We start from the raw sequence: 18,515 nt of genomic DNA, 5'->3' as shown, positions 1-18,515 counted from the left end.
CGGAGGAGTCTGTCATGTCGACGCGCGGATGGTACGAATACCACGTGATGGACCCGGCGACGAACCGCCGGACGTTGGCGATGCAGTTCTATAAATGGGGAGATGCAGTCCCCGAGCATGCGCTGGATGAATGGCGCATGCTCAACGACCAGATCGAGAACGCCGATGGCCTCCTGCCAGTGGTATGGTTGGATGATCTGCTGCGCCAACAACTCGGTGAGTTGTATGTGCGACTCCCGACGCACTTCTCCGTGGCGGCCTTTCTGTTTCTCATCCAGCGTGCCGAAGAAGAACGGAGTCCGTTCCGCAACTGGGACTTCCGCAAGCTCCCAAAGGACGAACGTCCGGACTATCGCCTCGGCTTCGCGACCGGCAAGGCCATGGCGCTGGCCGGTTTCCAACCCCAAGAACATCCCGACGCGCTTCTCGACAGTGTGCTTGGCTTCATCGGAGCCGGCCACTTCGTGCGCCCATGGCGCGATTATGGTTTAACCTGGTCGGTGTTGCAGTGGCTGCAGTATCTGACTCAGGTCACCTTGCGGCAGGAGATGGGCTCGATTGCCGGGGATATGAAGGCCCCGGGGGATATCAGCTACCGCTACCGGTTTTTCATCTGGATCGATTCGACGATTCCCTTCAAGATCACCCGCATCTCGGTCGAGCTCTGTGACTGGCGCGGCGGTGATCTGCTCGTCGAGCTGGAAGACCACCCGGATAAGGCCGCCTTACAGGCCGAGTATGAACGGGAGCAGGCGAGTCGTCTGATGGACCTGATGGCTGCCGGTCGTGTCGATCGGTTCTCCCTAAAAAAAGCGGACGAGACATTCCAATCCGATGATGATTCTTTCTGGGGGCCGGATTGTCCGGTACAAAGCGAACGCGACGTTCGTGTTTAGAAACCACAATAGACCAGGCGGCATCGTTCTGCAGCCAACTGATTCAGGTTCTTGACCGGCCGCGACCGGCCCCGGAGATCTCCGCGCGGTCGACGGGTTGAAACGACTTTGCCGCGCGCCAAACAGGTTGCTCCGTTGCCGGGGCATCGTTTGCGTGTCTTGAAGGGCGACGGTCGCGAGTGGACACTTGACCTCGATCCGCTGATCCAGCGCCGCGAGGCATACTGGCGTCTGCGTCAAGACCGCTATTTTCGGCAAGTCGGTCTCGATCCGCTCGGTGGCATCTGCTGGCCCGAGGGCGAGGATCTCGCCCCCGATGGCCTTGAGAGGTATCGCTGCGATTGAAGTCAAAAACTCATCGCGACCGGCATGCACCTGTCGCAAGAGTTCAGCCACGGAAGCACACGGAAAAACTCGGAAAAGAGAAAAGACAGTTCAAGCCCGAATACCTGACGCATTTCCCCCTTTCCGTGTCCTACCTTGCGGCGCGGAAGCGATCGTAAGCCGTGGATTCGCGCGGAGTGTCCAGCGGCCGCACTCCCTGTCGGCCGATCAAGCCGCCGCCAACGGTTTGATCCGGTTTACTTCTTTATCGATGGATCGTGCTGCGCCCAAAGGTCGACTCCCCTTTGGGCGTTACTGGTTCCCAAGCTCCGCTTGGGAACGAGGGGAACGAGCGCAACCTCAGTGCGGCCCTGTTTCGGCTCGAGGCGAGCCGCGGCGCGGACGAGGCGATGGGCATCGTGCACGCCTTGCTCGACTGGCTCAAGGCACCGGAACAGACCGGCCTGCGCCGAGACTTCGCGGTCTGGTTCGATCGCGTCTTCCTGCCCAAGCGACTGCCCGGCGTGCAACTGCCACCCCTTGGCGAACTCAGCGAGGTGTATCACATGTTGGCCGAGAATCTGGAAACCTGGACCGATCAGTGGAAACGAGAAGGGATGCAGCAAGGCTTGGAGCAAGGTTTGGAGCAAGGTTTGGAGCAAGGCTTGGAGCAAGGCTTGGAGCAAGGTCGCGAGGCAACCCGCCACATCCTGGTGGGATGAGGAGGTCGGGCTCAGGGCAACACGAAACTTCGACAAGGATGAACTGATTGAGGTATAGGCTTACCAACGAGGGTATCGACGCGCACCGACAGGTAAGACACGAGATGAGCACAGCGCAGACGGTGGTCAAAGTGGACGGCGACAACTCCGAAGATCCAAGTCGCCCAACTCAGGATGTTCAGGGTAGTCCGCACGGGCCGAGGAATTTCAAGGCGACCGTCATCCTAAAGGATGGTACCGCGACACGCATCCGCGTCACTCTTTTTGGCCGCGAGGCGACCGACGGCGATCCGGTCACGTGGGTTCGTCGTGGGTTGCCGGTCACCGGTGTCGCTCGGCTGCAGAAGAAGTTGAGGGTCCGAGAATCAGACCTGCTGTACTTGATCGGTATGTCGACCCAGACCTTCAAACATCGCAAGCAAGAACATGAACACCTCAACGCGATCGAATCCGACCGACTCTATCGTCTCGCCAAGATCGAGGCGCGGGCCGTCGAGGTTTTCGAGGACGAGGAGATTGCCGCGAATTGGCTGAAAGCCCCCAATCGGGCACTCGGCGAAAAGCCGATCAGCCTCCTCGACACCGAGGCCGGAACCGACATGGTCGAGCGGGTCCTGACGCGCATCGAGTACGGTGTCTATAGCTGATGCGGGTGTGGCGTCTGACGGCGGAGCGTCATGCCGCAACGGCATTCAGCGGGATCGGAAATCAGAAGGTCGGAAGCCGTTGGGTTCCGCCGGGATTGCTCGCTGTTTACACCTCCGAGCATGCCGCGACAACGGTGCTCGAAAACCTTGTACACATGGACCCGATCCATTTCGGCAACCGGTATGTCCTGATCCGTGCCGATATTCCGGACGAAGCGACAACTGAATCGGTGGACATCGCAAGCTTGCCCTCTGAATGGCAAGAGCTGTATGAAGATCCAGGCTTGCAACAAATCGGAGAAGACTGGATCGGCCGAATGGAGACAGCTTTTCTCATCGTGCCCAGCGCAGTCGTGCCGCAAGAGCGCAATATCATCATCAACCCGCTGCACCCGGATTTCCACACCATCGTCTTGCATCCACAACAACCGTTTCGTTTCGACAGTCGGCTCAATCCCGCCGGCCATCCGGCTACAACCTCATGACCAAACGTATCTGCATCGTCACCGGTACCCGCGCCGAATACGGCCTGCTGCGCTGGGTGATGGAGGGTATCCGTCAATCCCCCGTACTGGAGCTGCAACTCGTCGCGACCGGCATGCACCTGTCGCCCGAGTTCGGGCTGACCGTCGAGGCGATCGAGGCCGATGGTTTTCAGGTCGATCGCAAGGTCGAGATGCTGCTCAGCTCCGACACGGCAGTGGGCGTCACCAAATCCATGGGCCTCGGTATGATCGGCTTCGCCGACGCGCTGGCTCAGTTACGGCCCGATCTGATGCTGGTACTCGGTGATCGCTACGAGATCTTCTCCGCCGCCGCTGCCGCCATGATCGCGCGTGTCCCCATCGCCCACCTGCACGGGGGCGAAACAACGCAGGGGGCCTTCGATGAGGCGATCCGACACAGCATCACCAAGATGTCGCACCTGCACTTCGTCGCGGCGGAGGAGTACCGGCGCCGGGTCATCCAGCTCGGCGAGCAGCCGGAGCGCGTCTTTCAGGTCGGCGGGTTGGGCATCGATAACATCCTGCGCCTGAAGCAGCTTGGGAATCCGGTACCGGAAGCTCTGCTTTCCCAGAGCAGCCACGCAAAGCAGAGAGGGTAGGGGCGACTTCAGTCGCCCCGAGACGCCCGCGCCGAGATTGAAGAAGGGTAGGGGCGACTTCAGTCGCCCCGAGTCGCCCGTACCGAGATTGAAGAAGGGTAGGGGCGACTTCAGTCGCCCCGAGACGTCCGTACCGAGATTGAAGAAGGGTAGGGGCGACTTCAGTCGCCCCGAGACGTCCGTACCGAGATTTATGGGCGACTGAAGTCGCCCCTACACTTGCCCGCCGTCGCACCGGGAACCCCGAATCCGGACCCACAACCCGAACCTCGACCGCACATGGCCCAACACCTCGCCCATCTCACAAACCCCGACACCCCCATCGCCATCAGATCTGACGCCCCTGTGAGCGTCCTGGATCGAGCTGGTTTCCAAGCTCCGCTTGGGAACCCGGTACTGGAAGCTCCGCTTCCCGAGAGCAGAGGCGCAAAGCAGAGCGTTGCGGGGGCGAGGGAACGAGAGAACAGCGAGGGAAATCGATCAGTCATATGAAGACACCCAAGACATCCAAGTCACGCCGGCGCGACCCCACCCACGACAGCGGCTACAAACTGCTCTACGGTCACGCCGCCATGGTGCGCGACCTGCTGCGCGGCTTCGTGCCCGGCGATTGGGTCCAAGCGCTCGACCTCGAGACCCTCGAGCGCTGCAGCGGGAGCGATACCGAGCGCACGTGGGTTTTTCGCCAAGCAGGGTGCGTCCCGCGCGCGTCGGGACAAGGCGCGCCGACGAGGCGTAGCGGTCACTACGGCGAGGAGGCGCAACGCGGTCCCGGCGTGCGCGGGGCGTGCAATGCGGCGAAAAACCCGCGTGCGCTCGGTATAGTTCACCGACGACCTACGCGATCGCGCCGACGACATCGTCTGGCGTCTGCGTTGGGGCCCCGACTGGCTCTACATCTACCTGCTGCTGGAATTCCAATCCACCGTCGATCCCTGGATGGCCGTGCGCATCCAGACCTACCTCGGGCTGCTCTACCAGGATCTCATACGCGCCGGGACCCTGAGTGCCGCAGGACGTCTGCCGCCCGTGCTGCCCGTGGTGCTCTACAATGGTGTCACGCCCTGGCGTGCTGCCGAGACGCTCGAGCCGCTCATCGAGCCGGTGCCGCCGCTGCTCGAGTGCTATCGCCCGCGACAGGCTTACCTGCTGCTCGACGAGCAGCGCATCGCCAACGCCGGCTCCCTGCCCGAGCGCAACCTCAGTGCGGCCCTGTTTCGGCTCGAGGCGAGCCGCGGCGCGGACGAGGCGATGGGCATCGTGCACGCCTTGCTCGACTGGCTCAAGGCACCGGAACAGACCGGCCTGCGCCGAGACTTCGCGGTCTGGTTCGGTCGCGTCTTCTTGCCCAAGCGCCTGCCCGGCGTGCAACTGCCACCCCTTGGCGAACTGAGCGAGGTGTATCACATGTTGGCCGAGAATCTGGAAAGCTGGACCGATCAGTGGAAACGAGAAGGGATGCAGCAAGGCTTGGAGAAAGGTTTGGAGCAAGGCTTGGAGCAAGGCTTGGAGCAAGGCTTGGAGCAAGGCTTGGAGCAAGGCTTGGAGCAAGGCATTGAGCAAGGTCGCGAGGCGACCCGCCACATCCTGGTCCGTCAGGTACGCCGTCGTTTTGGATTGACGATCGCCGAGCAGACCGAACCGTTGCTGGCGCGCATCGCCGACCTTCGGACGTTGGAAGACCTCGGCGATCAACTGCTCATCAGTCCCGACGGAGAGGATTGGTTGCGCGCGGTACGGCACATGAGTGTTGGCGAGGAACACTGATTTTAGCGGGTTAACTGGTTCCCAAGCTCCGCTTGGGAACCCGGTACCGGAAGCTCTGCTTTCCCGGAGCAGACACGCAAAGCAGAGCTTTGCGGGCCGCATTCCCAAGCGGAGCTTGGGAACGAGGGGAAACCGGAGGGAAACCGTAGGGTCCGCTGTGCGGACCGCAACCGCCGCGCACCTCAACAGCGTCGTTTGACCGCCGCCACGCCGAGGCCGCAGAACCCGCCCCGTCGATGCCGCGGGCCATGACATGCGCACCATCGACGCCGTATCAGCCGCCCCCGGTCCGCACAGCGGACCCTACCGGGTTCCAGGTGAACCGCGATCCTGATCCGCTTACCAACCGTAGGGTCGGTCGTTGTGCGGACCGTAACCGACTTGCGAGACGATGTGCAGATCCCGGTCGGCCACCCTGCCGACGCGCCCTGCCTGCGCTGCACCCCGCGCCACGCGACGCAGAGCGTCGGGGCGACACTCCCACGCGGAGCGTGGGAGCGAGTTAGTGGCCCTCACCATCAACGCGCTTTCCGTCTTGGAGCTGTGGCAGATGCGTCTGCGCCTGACTGAGCTTGCGCAGGGCCGCACCGACGCCGCTTGCTGAGCCTACACATGCTTTGCACGAAGGGGACATGACGACTTTGGGCTTACACCCAGCGCTCGACCCTTGTTGCCGCGGAATCTCTGATATAGGATGCGCCGGTCTTCCGGTTGACGCCGAAAGACAATGCAATTTCGCCATGCTTTTGTTTTTGATGCCTATTCATGACAGGGTAGGGCGGTAGCGTGCCCGAAGACGACGTTTACGGGTCGCGCGGTTAGGCTCCCGACGCCGGTTGGGCGGCCGCAAAGGCACCCGGTCTAACCCCGAGCCCTACCTGTTGTTGCTCTCGCACGCCCCTCGAGTGTTTCGCCTCTCGGCACCACGCCGGAAGATCTGGCCGACGACGCATGAAAACCGGAACCCTGTCCGGCGTTTCGAGCCGCTCGAGCGCAGTCAACCGTGAAACGCGGACTCCCTCAACCCGACGCGCCGCCCGAGACCAATCGGACCAGAGCATGCCCACCAGCGGCTGGTACGAATACTACGTCGTCGACCCGGACACACGGGCACGCTCCTTGGCGCTCGCCGTTTACAAGCCGTGCGATGCCTTTCCCGAGCATGCCGTCCAGGAGTGCGCAGTACTCCGAGATCGGATCGCACGCAATCACGGGCGTTTGCCCGTCGAATGGCTCGACGACCTGCTGCGCGAGCAGCTCGGGACGCTTTACGGCTTGCTCCCGCGCGGGTTCTCGGTTGCGGCCTTTCTGTTTCTCATTCTGCGTGCCTATGAAGACGCCCCGGAAGGGGAGCGGTTTCGTGCCCCGGCCCCGGAGGAGCCGCTGCGACGTACCGTCGCGGAGGCGATGGACGCGCATGGATTCCAGCCGCGTCGGCACGTCGATCCGATCCTCGACCAAGTGCTCTTCTACGTCGCGACCGGGCGGTTCGTGCGACCCTGGAGCCACTTCGCCCGGACCTGGCCCGTGCTGAAGTGGCTCCAATACCTCACCCAACGGACACGTCGCAACGAGATGGGCTTGACCGCCGGCCGGTTCAAAGCGCCCCGGCATGTGAGCCTGGTCGCACGCTTCTTCATCCACAGCGATCCCGTGGACCCGTTCAGCATCACCCGATTGTCGATCAAGCTGTGCGATCACGACCCGAGCAGCCTGCTCGACGATCCGGAAGACACCCATTCCGGGTACCGGGACTAAGGCGATTCCCGAAGAAGCATCAAACAACACATAGAGGCGACGTACGGGCGACGTACGGGCGACGTAGGGGCGACGTAGGGGCGACGTAGGGGCGACGTAGGGGCGACTTCAGTCGCCCCGAGACGTCCGCGCCGAGATTTACGGGCGACTGAAGTCGCCCCTTGTATGTTCTGTTCTGAAGGGATTGACAAGGAAAGCGATAAACGGACTTTATGAAGAGTGCCCGGGAAGCCGTTCGCCCCTGAAGCCTGGATGTCGTGTTCCGCTGTTCAGAGCTTGCATGTAGATGGGCTCCCCGCCCTCTTCGCCCATACCGAAGAGTATCCGAGGCCGTGGACATGTCCGGGAGCCTGCATACACAAGGTCGGTAGGCGAGGGTACAGGGTCGGGGAACCGGGAATCATAATATCGCGTTGCATCCTGAAGAGACAGACGATGAATACAGCCGGAATCGATGTGGCCCACAAGACCCTGGCGCTGGCCGTCAGCACCGAGGAGAAGCTCGGCAAGGTCCGCGAGTTTGCCAACACACCAAGCGGTCATGCCGCGCTGATTAAGCGCCTTGCAAGGTGCGCGGGTGGAGCGGGTGTGCCTGGAGGCGACCGGCAGCTATCACCTGGACCTGGCGCTGGCCATCGATGCGGCCGGGTTGGCGCTCATGGTGCTCAACCCCAAGGCCGCCAAGCGCTTTGCCGAGGCATTGCAGACGCGCAACAAGAGCGATGCGGTCGATGCCGGGGTGCTGGCGCAGTTTGCCCGGCGCATGCCGTTCGAGCCATGGCGGCGCCCGGCGACCGAGGCACTGGAGCTGCGCGCCTGCGCCCGGCGCCTGGAGGCGTTGGTGGTCGATCGCACGCGGGCGAAGAATCAACTCCACGCGCTGCTGCAAAGCACGACCACGCCGGCCGTGGTGCTGGATGACGTGCGCCTGAGCATCCACCAGTACACCGCCCGGATTGATGCCCTGCGTGACTGGGCCGATGCGCGCATCAGCGCCGACGAGGAGCTTGCGCAGGTCTACCGGCTGCTCACCGGCATCCCCGGCATCGCCGCCGCCAGCGCCATCCAGCTCATGGGTGAGCTGCTGGTGCTGCCCGAGGACATGCGTGCCAAGCAATGGGTCGCCCTGGCCGGACTGGATCCGCGCCAGAGCACCTCGGGCACCAGCGTGAACAAACCCCCGCGCCTGAGTAAGGCCGGCAACGCCCACCTGCGCAAGGCGCTGTTCATGCCCGCGCTGAGCGCCGCGCGCCATGAACCGCACGTCAACAGCTACTACACGCATCTCATCGAAGCGCGCGGCCTGAAGAAGATTCAGGCCATCTGCGCGGTCATGCGCAAATTGCTGCATGCCATCTATGCCATGCTCAAGCACCGCCAAGCGTTCGACGGCAGCCGCTTCTGCTTGCTTCGCGAGGCCGCGGCATGAGCACCTCGGCGATGTCCGCCACGGCACCCTCCTCGGTTGGCCCGACAGCACGCGCGTGGCCGTCCAAGAGCCGCCGACAAGACGAGCGCGTTCAACCACCACGGCGCAGGGCATTCATTGATCAAAAACCAGCAGCAGTCGCGTCGCAGACGCTCGCAGCCAGCAGCGGCTTCAGTGCGGCGCAGTGTGGGCAACGGGTGAATGAGTGTGGTCAAGGTGGGGGCAACCCGCCGGGAGCGGGTTGTCCCCGGCTTGTCCACACGCCCGCTTGCGGCATTCACGTGTTGTCCACACGGAGTCCGCCCGCGCCCCACCCGCAGCCAAGCCCCATCCATCATCGAAGGTGGGTCCGATGGGGTTGGCAGCTGCTCAACGACCATCCCGCCGAAACAACGATGAGGATAGAAAAAAATGATGGATAGGAGGCAAATCGGACTTGCGTCAGAACAGAGTATCTACACACTCCCGAGACGTCCGCACCGAGATTTATGGGCGACTGAAGTCGCCCCTACACACTCCCGAGACGTCCGTACCGAAATTTATGGGCGACTGAAGTCGCCCCTACACGCTCCCGAGACGTCCGCACCGAGATTTATGGGCGACTGAAGTCGCCCCTACACTTGCCGACCGTCGCAACCCGAACCCCGAACCCCGAACCCCGAACCCCGAACCCCGAACCCCGACCCCACATGGCCCAACACCTCGCCCATCTCACAAACCCCGACACCCCCATCGCCATCATCGGCCTGGGCTACGTCGGTCTGCCGCTCGCCGTGGAGTTCGCCAAACACCGCCCGGTGATCGGTTTCGACATCAACCAAGCCCGCATCGCCGAGCTCACGGCCGGTCGCGACAGCACCCGCGAGACCAGCCCCGAAGACCTCGCCGCCGCCCGCCAGCTCACCTACACCGACGACCTCGATGCCCTGCGCCCCTGTCGCATCTTCATCGTCACCGTGCCCACCCCGGTCGATGAGTACAAGCGCCCCGACCTCACGCCCCTCATCAAGGCGTCCGAAACCGTCGGCAAGGTCCTCAAACCCGGCGACCTGGTCATCTACGAATCCACCGTCTACCCCGGCTGCACCGAGGAAGACTGCGTCCCCGTGCTCGCCCGCGCCTCCGGTCTGAGCTACATCCATACCGATCGCCGCACCACGGCACCCGCGGCGCTCCCGAATCCCGACCGCCGAGCATCCAGCGCAGGCGAAGGCGTACGCGGAGGTCGGATGAGCGACAGCGTAATCCGACAACCCACCGCCGAGACCACGGACGAGCCGCCACCCCCACCCGACCACAACGGCTTCTACTGCGGCTACTCCCCCGAGCGCATCAACCCCGGCGACCGCGAGCACCGCCTCACCACCATCAAAAAGGTCACCAGCGGCTCCACCCCCGAGATCGCCGCCATCGTCGATGCCCTCTACACCGCGATCATCACCGCCGGCACTCACCCGGCCAGCAGCATCCGCGTCGCCGAGGTCGCCAAGGTCATCGAGAACACCCAGCGCGATCTCAACATCGCCTTCATGAACGAGCTTGCCCTCATCTTCAACAAGCTCGGCATCGACACCCTCGAGGTGCTCGAAGCCGCCGGGAGCAAATGGAACTTCCTCCCCTTCCGCCCCGGCCTGGTCGGCGGACACTGCATCGGTGTCGACCCCTATTATCTGACCCACAAGTCCGTCGCCATCGGCTACCACCCCGAGGTCATCCTCGCCGGTCGACGCATCAACGACCGCATGGGTGCGCATGTCGCCGAGACCGTGGTCAAGCTCATGCTCCAAAGCGGCATCGGCGTCTGCAACAGCCGCATCCTGGTCCTCGGCTTCGCCTTCAAGGAGAACTGCCCGGACCTGCGCACCGCGTGCTCACCGGTGGTCGTGAACTGGTCGGTCCTTACCGGTTCTGTTCCCTCACGATCAAAGGGCTGGAACGGCGTTTGGACGGCATTTTCGAGCCCGACGGGCACGATGGGCCGGTCTATGTGGTCGAATTCCAAGGTCAGCACTCGGACAAGGCTTGGTACAATCTGCTGACCAAGATCGGACTGTACGGCGAGGCGCATCCGCACCGGGATGTGATCGGCGTGGGGATCTTTCTGCGCGAGCAGGACCGTCCGCGCTTCCCGCGCTGGGCGAACCACGCCCAGGCGCCGTTGCTGCAAGTCGCGCTCCGGCGCGTCCTGCCGGACTGGCTGGCGCGCGAGCCGGACAACCCCTATGTGGCGGTGTTTGCGCCGCTGCTGATCGCGGACGACGACGACTTGCGTGCCCGCGCACAGGGCTTGTGGCGCACCGTTCAAGAGGCGTCGCTTGCCCCGGAAATCCGTGAGATTCTGGGGCAAGTGCTGGAATTTTGGTTTTTCGAGCGATTTCGCGGACTGACCGCGAAGGAGATCTGGGCGATGCTGAACTTGGTGACCCCGATTCAGGAGACGAAGGCGTATCAATCGATCTATGCCGAGGGCAAGGTCAAGGGCAAGGCCGAGGGTAAGGCCGAGGGCAAGGCCGAAAGCCTCAAGCGTCTGCTCACGCGTCGCTTCGGCCCATTGCCCGCAGGGGCAGAGCAGCGGATCGACACCGCGCCGGTCGCGCAACTGGACGCCTGGCTCGACGGCATCTTCGATGCCGCCAGCCTCGAGGACCTGATCGGAGACGACGCGGTGGGCTAGCAAGGTCTGGAGCGGAAGGGTACGTGGCTCAATGCGTCTTCAATTGATCCAGTCCTTTCCCTAGCCGGGTGCATGATTCCGTGGTACGTCCCCTATTTCCACTTTGGCGAACTCAGCCAGGTGTATCACATGCTGGCCGAGAATCTGGAAACCTGGACCGATCAGTGGAAACGAGAAGGCTTGGAACAAGGCTTGGAACAAGGTCGCGAAGCAACCCGCCACATCCTGGTCCGTCTGGTGCGACGCCGATTTGGTCCAACGGTCGCCGAGCAGACACAACCGTTGCTTGCGTGCATCGCCGACCTCCAAACGTTGGAAGACCTCGGCGACCAACTGCTCATCAGTCCGGACGGAAGCCATTGCTTGCAGGCCGTGCGGAGCATGAGTGCCGTAGACGAACCCTAGAGTCGACGCAGTTTCAATGGCTGATGGAGATGAGTCTTGACGCATGATATTCGATGGAAACAACGCTTCGATAATTATCAGCGCGCCCTGCATAAGCTCACGCTCGCCATCCAGCTCGAGCAACAGCGTCCCCTGTCGGATCTCGAGCAGCAGGGGTTGATCCAAGGGTTCGAGTTTACCCACGAGCTCGCCTGGAAGGTATTGAAGGATTATCTCGAAATGGAAGGCATCCAAGGACTGATCGGCTCTAGAAGCACCGTGCGCGAAGCCTTTAAACAGGGATTGGTGAGCGATGGAGAGGTGTGGATGGACATGATCGAAAAACGCAATCTATCCAGCCATACCTACAATCAATCCGTGGCAAATGCACTGGCCACCGCCATCGTTGATCGGTATTACAAGGCGTTTCTGGAACTTGAGCAGCGTTTTGTCGCGCAACCTTGACCATGCTCGAATTTGGCTTGCCACAGACCACCATCCGCATCATCCGCGAGATTCTGGCCAAGGTGCCTGCTGTGGAAAAAGCGCTCATCTATGGATCGCGTGCTAAGGGGAATGACCGGCCGGGCTCCGACATCGACCTCACCTTGATCGGTCAGGGTCTCGATCTCGACACCCTAGGCAGAATCGCCACCCAGCTCGACGAGTCGCCGATCCCCTACCAAGTCGATCTCTCCCTCTTCGACCACATCGATCACGCCGGCCTAAGAGACCACATCGAACGCGCGGGAAAGATATTCTACCAACGCCGCCCCCAAAACCACCCTTAACCTTTCCCCGGTCCTCATGCCCGTCATCAACGTCGAAAACCGCTCCAAGGCCCAACAGGTCGGCCACAACGCCGCGCGCACCGAGCACTCGCCGAGCCGGCAGCAGGGCGACGAACGCCGCCGCGCGTCGCGAAGCGGCCCCTCCCCGGGATCGACGACTTGCAGTCGTCCGCTTCCACCGCCCCGACGGCCGGCAGGGTCGCGCCCCACGCGACGCTCTCGGAACCCGCGCCAAACGCGCTTCTGCTGGGCGTAGAAGCGGTTTTCAGCGGCTTGACGCGCCGGGATGGCGCTTCCCGGACGGGCGGAGGTCAAACGCCGAAGTGAGCGCCGTGAGGGCCTCGCCGGCGGATCAAGCCGCCGCCAACGGCTTGATCCGGTTGACTTCCTTCTCGATGGATCGTGCTGCGTCCCAAAGGTCGACTCCCCTTTGGGCGTTGAGCCAAAATTCCGGCGAGTTACCAAACAGTCGGCTCAGGCGAATTGCCATCGCCGGACTCACGGCGCGGCGCTCCTTGAGTAATTCATTGATCGATTGACGCGACACACCCAAATAGCGTGCGAGCTCGGCGACACTCAGGTTGTAATCCGGAATAAAATCTTCGCGCAGGATCTCCCCGGGATGGGTGGGTCTGCGTTTGATGCCGGTGTTCTCGATGCTCATGGTTCTAACCTGTTTCAGTGGTAGTCGCAGACTTCAACGTCATAGGCATCTCCATCTTCGAAACGAAAGCAGATCCTCCATTGGTCGTTGATCGCGATGGAGTGCTGGCCTTGGCGGTCACCCGAAAGGGTATGCAATCTGTTCCCCGGGGGCACTTGCAAGTCCTGCAGGCAAACGGCAATGTCCAAATACTCGAGTTTGCGCGCGGCGCGCTTCTGGATATCCGGTGGCAGATGTTTTGCCTTACCGGTCGCGTAAAGGGCTTGCGTTTCGCGATCTGCGAAGCTTTTGATCATTTTTAGCAAGTTAGTGTGTCACGTGACGCGTGTCAACAGCTGTCGGGCTGGGTGTTGCTCGTCCGGTCTGTCAAAAGAAAGACTTGCTCCAACGCTCCGCATGGGGATATAGCCCCGATGCTCCGCGTCACGATCCAAAGCTAGAGCGCCCATACCGCACCGGATCACCGACGACAACGGCGACCGCCCGCCATGCACAGTGCAACGCCCCGGCGACAGGGACGCGGAGCGTGTCCCGAAGACACGACCAGGCGGAGCATGGGAGCGATTATGAAGAGTTCCCCCCCTTTCCGTGTTCTTCCGTGTCTTTACCGTGGCCAAAAACAACACCCCGACCCCAGAGCACGCCCATGCAAGTCGAAGCCATCTACAACCACGGCAAACTCGAGTTCATCACCCCCGTGAAACTCAGACACGACACCCTGAGGGTCGTCGTCGAGGTACCGGACGACGAGATCGAACCCCGCGAGAGTCCCTACGACCTGCCGCAGGAGGTCGTCGCGCGTGCCTGCGCCATGCGCGAAAAGCTGGATGCCATCCGCAATGCGCCCCTGCCGGACGATGAGGTACCGGACCTGACCGACAAGCAACAGCAACGTCTCGACGCCTTTGCGTTGCAAGAGGACCGCTGAGCCATGGATCTGTTGCTGGATGTGAATGTCGCCGTCGACAGCTGTGTCGGGCGTAAACCCTGGTGCGAGTCGGTCGATCTCGCGCTGGCCAAGTGCCTGTTCGAAGGCCGCCGCCTGTGGCTCTATGCGGGTAGCGTGCAGACGCTGGACGACGTCGTCGGAAGCGCGCTGAAAAAGGCCCAATTGCCGGGATCGCCGAGCGCCGGCGCAAATAGGCCGACGTCATCGACATCGACGCCATGCAGGACGAGAATGAGTGGGAACTCGACCGTCAGCGCTATCCGCAAGCGGCCAATACCATGACCGGAGACGCCGCCAGATTGACCGAACAGGGCCGCCACGAGGGTGAGATCGATTTGGGACTGCGTCAACTGAGGCGCCGCTTGGGACAAGTTCCCGAACCCCATCGCCAGCGCATCCAGTCACTTCCCTCCGAGCAACTCGAAACCCTCGGCGAAGACCTGTTGGACTTCACCAGCACCCTCGACCTCGACACCTGGCTCAGTCGCCACTGAAATCACCCGAGGCCACCCGCCAAGCGATCAACTGCTCATCAGTCCCGACGGAGAGGATTGGTTGCGCGCGGTACGGCACATGAGTGTTGGCGAGGAACACTGATTTTACCGGGTTAACTGGTTCCCAAGCTCCGCTCGGGAACCCGGTACCGGAAGCTCTGCTTTCCCGGAGCAGCCACGCAAAGCAGAGAGGGTAGATACTCTGTTCTGACGCAAGTCCGATTTGCCTCCTATCCATCATTTTTTTCTATCCTCATCGTTGTTTCGGCGGGATGGTCGTTGAGCAGCTGCCAACCCCATCGGACCCACCTTCGATGATGGATGGGGCTTGGCTGCGGGTGGGGCGCGGGCGGACTCCGTGTGGACAACGCGTGAATGCCGCAAGCGGGCGTGTGGACAAGCCGGGGACAACCCGCTCCCGGCGGGTTGCCCCCACCTTGACCACACTCATTCACCCGTTGCCCACACTGCGCCGCACTGAAGCCGCTGCTGGCTGCGAGCGTCTGCGACGCGACTGCTGCTGGTTTTTGATCAATGAATGCCCTGCGCCGTGGTGGTTGAACGCGCTCGTCTTGTCGGCGGCTCTTGGACGGCCACGCGCGTGCTGTCGGGCCAACCGAGGAGGGTGCCGTGGCGGACATCGCCGAGGTGCTCATGCCGCGGCCTCGCGAAGCAAGCAGAAGCGGCTGCCGTCGAACGCTTGGCGGTGCTTGAGCATGGCATAGATGGCATGCAGCAATTTGCGCATGACCGCGCAGATGGCCTGAATCTTCTTCAGGCCGCGCGCTTCGATGAGATGCGTGTAGTAGCTGTTGACGTGCGGTTCATGGCGCGCGGCGCTCAGCGCGGGCATGAACAGCGCCTTGCGCAGGTGGGCGTTGCCGGCCTTACTCAGGCGCGGGGGTTTGTTCACGCTGGTGCCCGAGGTGCTCTGGCGCGGATCCAGTCCGGCCAGGGCGACCCATTGCTTGGCACGCATGTCCTCGGGCAGCACCAGCAGCTCACCCATGAGCTGGATGGCGCTGGCGGCGGCGATGCCGGGGATGCCGGTGAGCAGCCGGTAGACCTGCGCAAGCTCCTCGTCGGCGCTGATGCGCGCATCGGCCCAGTCACGCAGGGCATCAATCCGGGCGGTGTACTGGTGGATGCTCAGGCGCACGTCCTCCAGCACGACGGCCGGCGTGGTGGTGCTTTGCAACAGGGCGTGGAGTTGGTTCTTCGCCCGCGTGCGATCGACCACCAACGCCTCCAAGCGCCGTGAACAGGCACGCAGCTCCAGCGCCTCGGTCGCCGGGCGCCGCCACGGCTCGAACGGCATGCGCCGGGCAAACTGCGCCAGCACGCCGGCATCGACCGCATCGCTCTTGTTGCGCGTCTGCAAGGCCTCGGCAAAGCGCTTGGCGGCCTTGGGGTTGAGCACCATGAGCGCCAACCCGGCCGCATCGATGGCCAGCGCCAGGTCAGGTGATAGCTGCCGGTCGCCTCCAGGCACACCCGCTCCACCCGCGCACCTTGCAAGGCGCTTAATCAGCGCGGCATGACCGCTTGGTGTGTTGGCAAACTCGCGGACCTTGCCGAGCTTCTCCTCGGTGCTGACGGCCAGCGCCAGGGTCTTGTGGGCCACATCGATTCCGGCTGTATTCATCGTCTGTCTCTTCAGGATGCAACGCGATATTATGATTCCCGGTTCCCCGACCCTGTACCCTCGCCTACCGACCTTGTGTATGCAGGCTCCCGGACATGTCCACGGCCTCGGATACTCTTCGGTATGGGCGAAGAGGGCGGGGAGCCCATCTACATGCAAGCTCTGAACAGCGGAACACGACATCCAGGCTTCAGGGGCGAACGGCTTCCCGGGCACTCTTCATAAAGTCCGTTTATCGCTTTCCTTGTCAATCCCTTCAGAACAGAACATACAAGGGGCGAACGGCTTCCCGGGCACTCTTCATAAAGTCCGTTTATCGCTTTCCTTGTCAATCCCTTCAGAACAGAACATACAAGGGGCGACTTCAGTCGCCCCGAGACACCCGCGCCGAGATCGAAGAGGGTAGCGGCGACTTCAGTCGCCCCGACACACCCGCACCGAGATCGAAGAAGGGTAGCGGCGACTTCAGTCGCCCCGAGACGCCCGTACCGAGATCGAAGAGGGTAGCGGCGACTTCAGTCGCCCCGAGACGCCCGTACCGAGATCGAAGAAGGGTAGCGGCGACTTCAGTCGCCCCGACATGCCCGCGCCGAGGCTTATGGGCGACTGAAGTCGCCGCTACACTTGGGAACCCGGTACTGGAAGCTCTGCTTCCCGAGAGCAGAGGCGCAAAGCAGAGCGTTGCGGGGGCGAGGGAACGAGAGAACAGCGAGGGAAATCGATCAGTCATATGAAGACACCCAAGACATCCAAGGCACAGCGGCGCGGCCCCACCCACGACAGCGGCTACAAACTGCTCTACGGTCACGCCGCGATGGTGCGCGACCTGCTGCGCGGCTTCGTGCCCGGCGATTGGGTCCAAGCGCTCGACCTCGAGACCCTCGAGCGCTGCAGCGGGAGCTACGTCACCGACGACCTGCGCGACCGCGCCGACGACATCGTCTGGCGCCTGCGCTGGGGCCCCGACTGGCTCTACGTCTACCTGCTGCTGGAATTCCAATCCACCGTCGATCCCTGGATGGCCGTGCGCATCCAGACCTACCTCGGGCTGCTCTACCAGGATCTCATACGCGCCGGGACCCTGAGTGCCGCAGGACGTCTGCCGCCCGTGCTGCCCGTGGTGCTCTACAATGGTGTCACGCCCTGGCGTGCTGCCGAGACGCTGGAGCCGCTCATCGAGCCGGCGCCGCCGCTGCTCGAGTGCTATCGCCCGCGACAGGCTTACCTGCTGCTCGACGAGCAGCGCATCGCCAACGCCGGCTCCCTGCCCGAGCGCAACCTCAGTGCGGCCCTGTTTCGGCTCGAGGCGAGCCGCGGCGCGGACGAGGCGATGGGCATCGTGCACGCCTTGCTCGACTGGCTCAAGGCACCGGAACAGACCGGCCAGCGCCGTGACTTCGCGGTCTGGTTCGGTCGCGTCTTCCTGCCCAAGCGCCTGCCCGGCGTGCAACTGCCCCCCCTTGGCGAACTCAGCGAGGTGTATCACATGTTGGCCGAGAATCTGGAAAGCTGGACCGATCAGTGGAAACGAGAAGGGATGCAGCAAGGCTTGGAGAAAGGTTTGGAGCAAGGCTTGGAGCAAGGTTTGGAGCAAGGCTTGGAGCAAGGCATTGAGCAAGGTCGCGAGGCGACCCGCCACATCCTGGTCCGTCTGGTACGCCGTCGTTTTGGATTGACGATCGCCGAGCAGACCGAACCGTTGCTGGCGCGCATCGTCGACCTTCGGACGTTGGAAGACCTCGGCGACCAACTGCTCATCAGTCCCGACGGAGAGGATTGGTTGCGCGCGGTACGGCACATGAGTGTTGGCGAGGAACACTGATTTTAGCGGGTTAACTGATTCCCAAGCTCCGCTCGGGAACCCGGTACCGGAAGCTCTGCTTTCCCGGAGCAGCCACGCAAAGCAGAGAGGGTAGGGGCGACTTCAGTCGCCCCGAGACACCCGCGCCGAGATTGAAGAAGGGTAGCGGCGACTTCAGTCGCCCCGAGACACCCGTACCGAGATCGAAGAAGGGTAGCGGCGACTTCAGTCGCCCCGAGACGCCCGTACCGAGATCGAAGAGGGTAGGGGCGACTTCAGTCGCCCCGAGACGCCCGTACCGAGATCGAAGAAGGGTAGCGGCGACTTCAGTCGCCCCGACATGCCCGCGCCGAGGCTTATGGGCGACTGAAGTCGCCCCTACACACTCCCGAGACACCCGCGCCGTGGCGAAGAGGGTAGCGGCGACTTCAGTCGCCCCGAGACGCCCGCGCCGAGATCGAAGAG

The 18,515-nt window shown here is 62.7% G+C and carries 19 protein-coding genes and 2 pseudogenes; 18 read left to right on the top strand and 3 right to left on the bottom strand.

What is annotated here, in order from left to right; genetic code table 11:
* Positions 1 to 14: 14 nt before the first annotated feature.
* The 15 genes and pseudogenes from KFB96_RS07295 (at position 15) to KFB96_RS07225 (ending at position 12,497) form a co-directional block, all read left to right on the top strand.
* Positions 15 to 896 carry a hypothetical protein gene (locus tag KFB96_RS07295; protein WP_213462723.1) on the top strand — a complete coding sequence of 294 codons (882 nt, stop codon included), beginning with the start codon at positions 15 to 17 and terminating at the stop codon, positions 894 to 896.
* A gap of 51 nt (positions 897 to 947) precedes the next feature.
* A complete protein-coding gene (locus KFB96_RS07290; RefSeq protein ID WP_367115034.1) occupies positions 948 to 1,241 on the top strand; it encodes a DUF2442 domain-containing protein in 294 nt (97 codons plus the stop codon).
* A 257-nt stretch (positions 1,242 to 1,498) separates the two neighbouring features.
* The gene (locus tag KFB96_RS07285) at positions 1,499 to 1,942 is read left to right on the top strand and encodes a hypothetical protein (RefSeq protein ID WP_213462725.1); all 444 of its coding nucleotides are present in this window, start codon (positions 1,499 to 1,501) and stop codon (positions 1,940 to 1,942) included.
* A 104-nt stretch (positions 1,943 to 2,046) separates the two neighbouring features.
* A complete protein-coding gene (locus KFB96_RS07280) occupies positions 2,047 to 2,589 on the top strand; it encodes an antitoxin Xre/MbcA/ParS toxin-binding domain-containing protein (RefSeq protein WP_213462726.1) in 543 nt (180 codons plus the stop codon).
* Positions 2,589 to 3,074, top strand: a complete 486-nt coding sequence (locus KFB96_RS07275; RefSeq protein ID WP_213462727.1) for an RES family NAD+ phosphorylase — start codon at positions 2,589 to 2,591, stop codon at positions 3,072 to 3,074. The genes KFB96_RS07280 and KFB96_RS07275 overlap by 1 nt, the downstream gene beginning before the upstream one ends.
* Positions 3,071 to 3,694 carry a UDP-N-acetylglucosamine 2-epimerase gene (gene neuC / locus KFB96_RS07270; protein WP_300971368.1) on the top strand — a complete coding sequence of 208 codons (624 nt, stop codon included), beginning with the start codon at positions 3,071 to 3,073 and terminating at the stop codon, positions 3,692 to 3,694. The genes KFB96_RS07275 and neuC overlap by 4 nt, the downstream gene beginning before the upstream one ends.
* A gap of 488 nt (positions 3,695 to 4,182) precedes the next feature.
* Positions 4,183 to 4,353 (top strand): annotated as a pseudogene (locus KFB96_RS26515) (transposase); the annotation flags it as partial.
* Positions 4,354 to 4,537: 184 nt separating this feature from the next.
* Positions 4,538 to 5,461, top strand: a pseudogene (locus KFB96_RS07260) (Rpn family recombination-promoting nuclease/putative transposase); the annotation flags it as partial.
* Between the two features lie 1,059 nt (positions 5,462 to 6,520).
* Positions 6,521 to 7,219, top strand: a complete 699-nt coding sequence (locus tag KFB96_RS07255) for a hypothetical protein (RefSeq protein WP_213462730.1) — start codon at positions 6,521 to 6,523, stop codon at positions 7,217 to 7,219.
* A 562-nt stretch (positions 7,220 to 7,781) separates the two neighbouring features.
* Positions 7,782 to 8,648, top strand: a complete 867-nt coding sequence (locus KFB96_RS07250; RefSeq protein ID WP_213501575.1) for an IS110 family transposase — start codon at positions 7,782 to 7,784, stop codon at positions 8,646 to 8,648.
* Between the two features lie 689 nt (positions 8,649 to 9,337).
* Positions 9,338 to 10,687, top strand: coding sequence for a nucleotide sugar dehydrogenase (locus tag KFB96_RS07245; RefSeq protein ID WP_300971367.1), 1,350 nt, complete (start codon positions 9,338 to 9,340; stop codon positions 10,685 to 10,687).
* A complete protein-coding gene (locus KFB96_RS07240) occupies positions 10,570 to 11,322 on the top strand; it encodes a DUF2887 domain-containing protein (protein ID WP_300971794.1) in 753 nt (250 codons plus the stop codon). The genes KFB96_RS07245 and KFB96_RS07240 overlap by 118 nt, the downstream gene beginning before the upstream one ends.
* A gap of 129 nt (positions 11,323 to 11,451) precedes the next feature.
* Positions 11,452 to 11,727 carry a transposase gene (locus KFB96_RS07235; RefSeq protein ID WP_213462733.1) on the top strand — a complete coding sequence of 92 codons (276 nt, stop codon included), beginning with the start codon at positions 11,452 to 11,454 and terminating at the stop codon, positions 11,725 to 11,727.
* Positions 11,728 to 11,763: 36 nt separating this feature from the next.
* Positions 11,764 to 12,171 (top strand): nucleotidyltransferase substrate binding protein, encoded by a 408-nt coding sequence (locus KFB96_RS07230; protein WP_213462735.1) that lies wholly within the window; start codon positions 11,764 to 11,766, stop codon positions 12,169 to 12,171.
* A 2-nt stretch (positions 12,172 to 12,173) separates the two neighbouring features.
* Positions 12,174 to 12,497: a nucleotidyltransferase domain-containing protein gene (locus tag KFB96_RS07225; protein WP_213462918.1), complete on the top strand. Its 324-nt coding sequence runs from the start codon at positions 12,174 to 12,176 to the stop codon at positions 12,495 to 12,497.
* A gap of 352 nt (positions 12,498 to 12,849) precedes the next feature.
* On the opposite strand, the gene KFB96_RS07220 is transcribed toward KFB96_RS07225, so the two are convergent.
* Together KFB96_RS07220 and KFB96_RS07215 are read right to left on the bottom strand one after the other, a co-directional pair.
* Positions 12,850 to 13,161 carry a HigA family addiction module antitoxin gene (locus tag KFB96_RS07220; RefSeq protein ID WP_213462737.1) on the bottom strand — a complete coding sequence of 104 codons (312 nt, stop codon included), beginning with the start codon at positions 13,159 to 13,161 and terminating at the stop codon, positions 12,850 to 12,852.
* Between the two features lie 14 nt (positions 13,162 to 13,175).
* Positions 13,176 to 13,457 (bottom strand): type II toxin-antitoxin system RelE/ParE family toxin, encoded by a 282-nt coding sequence (locus KFB96_RS07215; protein ID WP_213462739.1) that lies wholly within the window; start codon positions 13,455 to 13,457, stop codon positions 13,176 to 13,178.
* A 350-nt stretch (positions 13,458 to 13,807) separates the two neighbouring features.
* Between KFB96_RS07215 and KFB96_RS07210 the strand changes: the two genes are divergently transcribed.
* Positions 13,808 to 14,089 (top strand): hypothetical protein, encoded by a 282-nt coding sequence (locus KFB96_RS07210; RefSeq protein WP_213462740.1) that lies wholly within the window; start codon positions 13,808 to 13,810, stop codon positions 14,087 to 14,089.
* Positions 14,090 to 14,328: 239 nt separating this feature from the next.
* Positions 14,329 to 14,604: a DUF4351 domain-containing protein gene (locus tag KFB96_RS07205; RefSeq protein WP_213462741.1), complete on the top strand. Its 276-nt coding sequence runs from the start codon at positions 14,329 to 14,331 to the stop codon at positions 14,602 to 14,604.
* A 652-nt stretch (positions 14,605 to 15,256) separates the two neighbouring features.
* Here the strand turns inward: KFB96_RS07205 and KFB96_RS07200 are convergent.
* The gene (locus tag KFB96_RS07200) at positions 15,257 to 16,249 is read right to left on the bottom strand and encodes an IS110 family transposase (RefSeq protein WP_213501860.1); all 993 of its coding nucleotides are present in this window, start codon (positions 16,247 to 16,249) and stop codon (positions 15,257 to 15,259) included.
* A 730-nt stretch (positions 16,250 to 16,979) separates the two neighbouring features.
* Here KFB96_RS07200 and KFB96_RS07195 point away from each other — a divergent pair.
* Positions 16,980 to 18,071, top strand: a complete 1,092-nt coding sequence (locus KFB96_RS07195) for an Rpn family recombination-promoting nuclease/putative transposase (RefSeq protein ID WP_213501858.1) — start codon at positions 16,980 to 16,982, stop codon at positions 18,069 to 18,071.
* Positions 18,072 to 18,515 lie beyond the last annotated feature (444 nt).

Origin of the sequence: Thiocapsa sp., from assembly GCF_018399035.1 — a bacterium.
GTDB lineage: Bacteria > Pseudomonadota > Gammaproteobacteria > Chromatiales > Chromatiaceae > Thiocapsa.
This window is presented reverse-complemented; position numbering and strand designations above follow the sequence as displayed.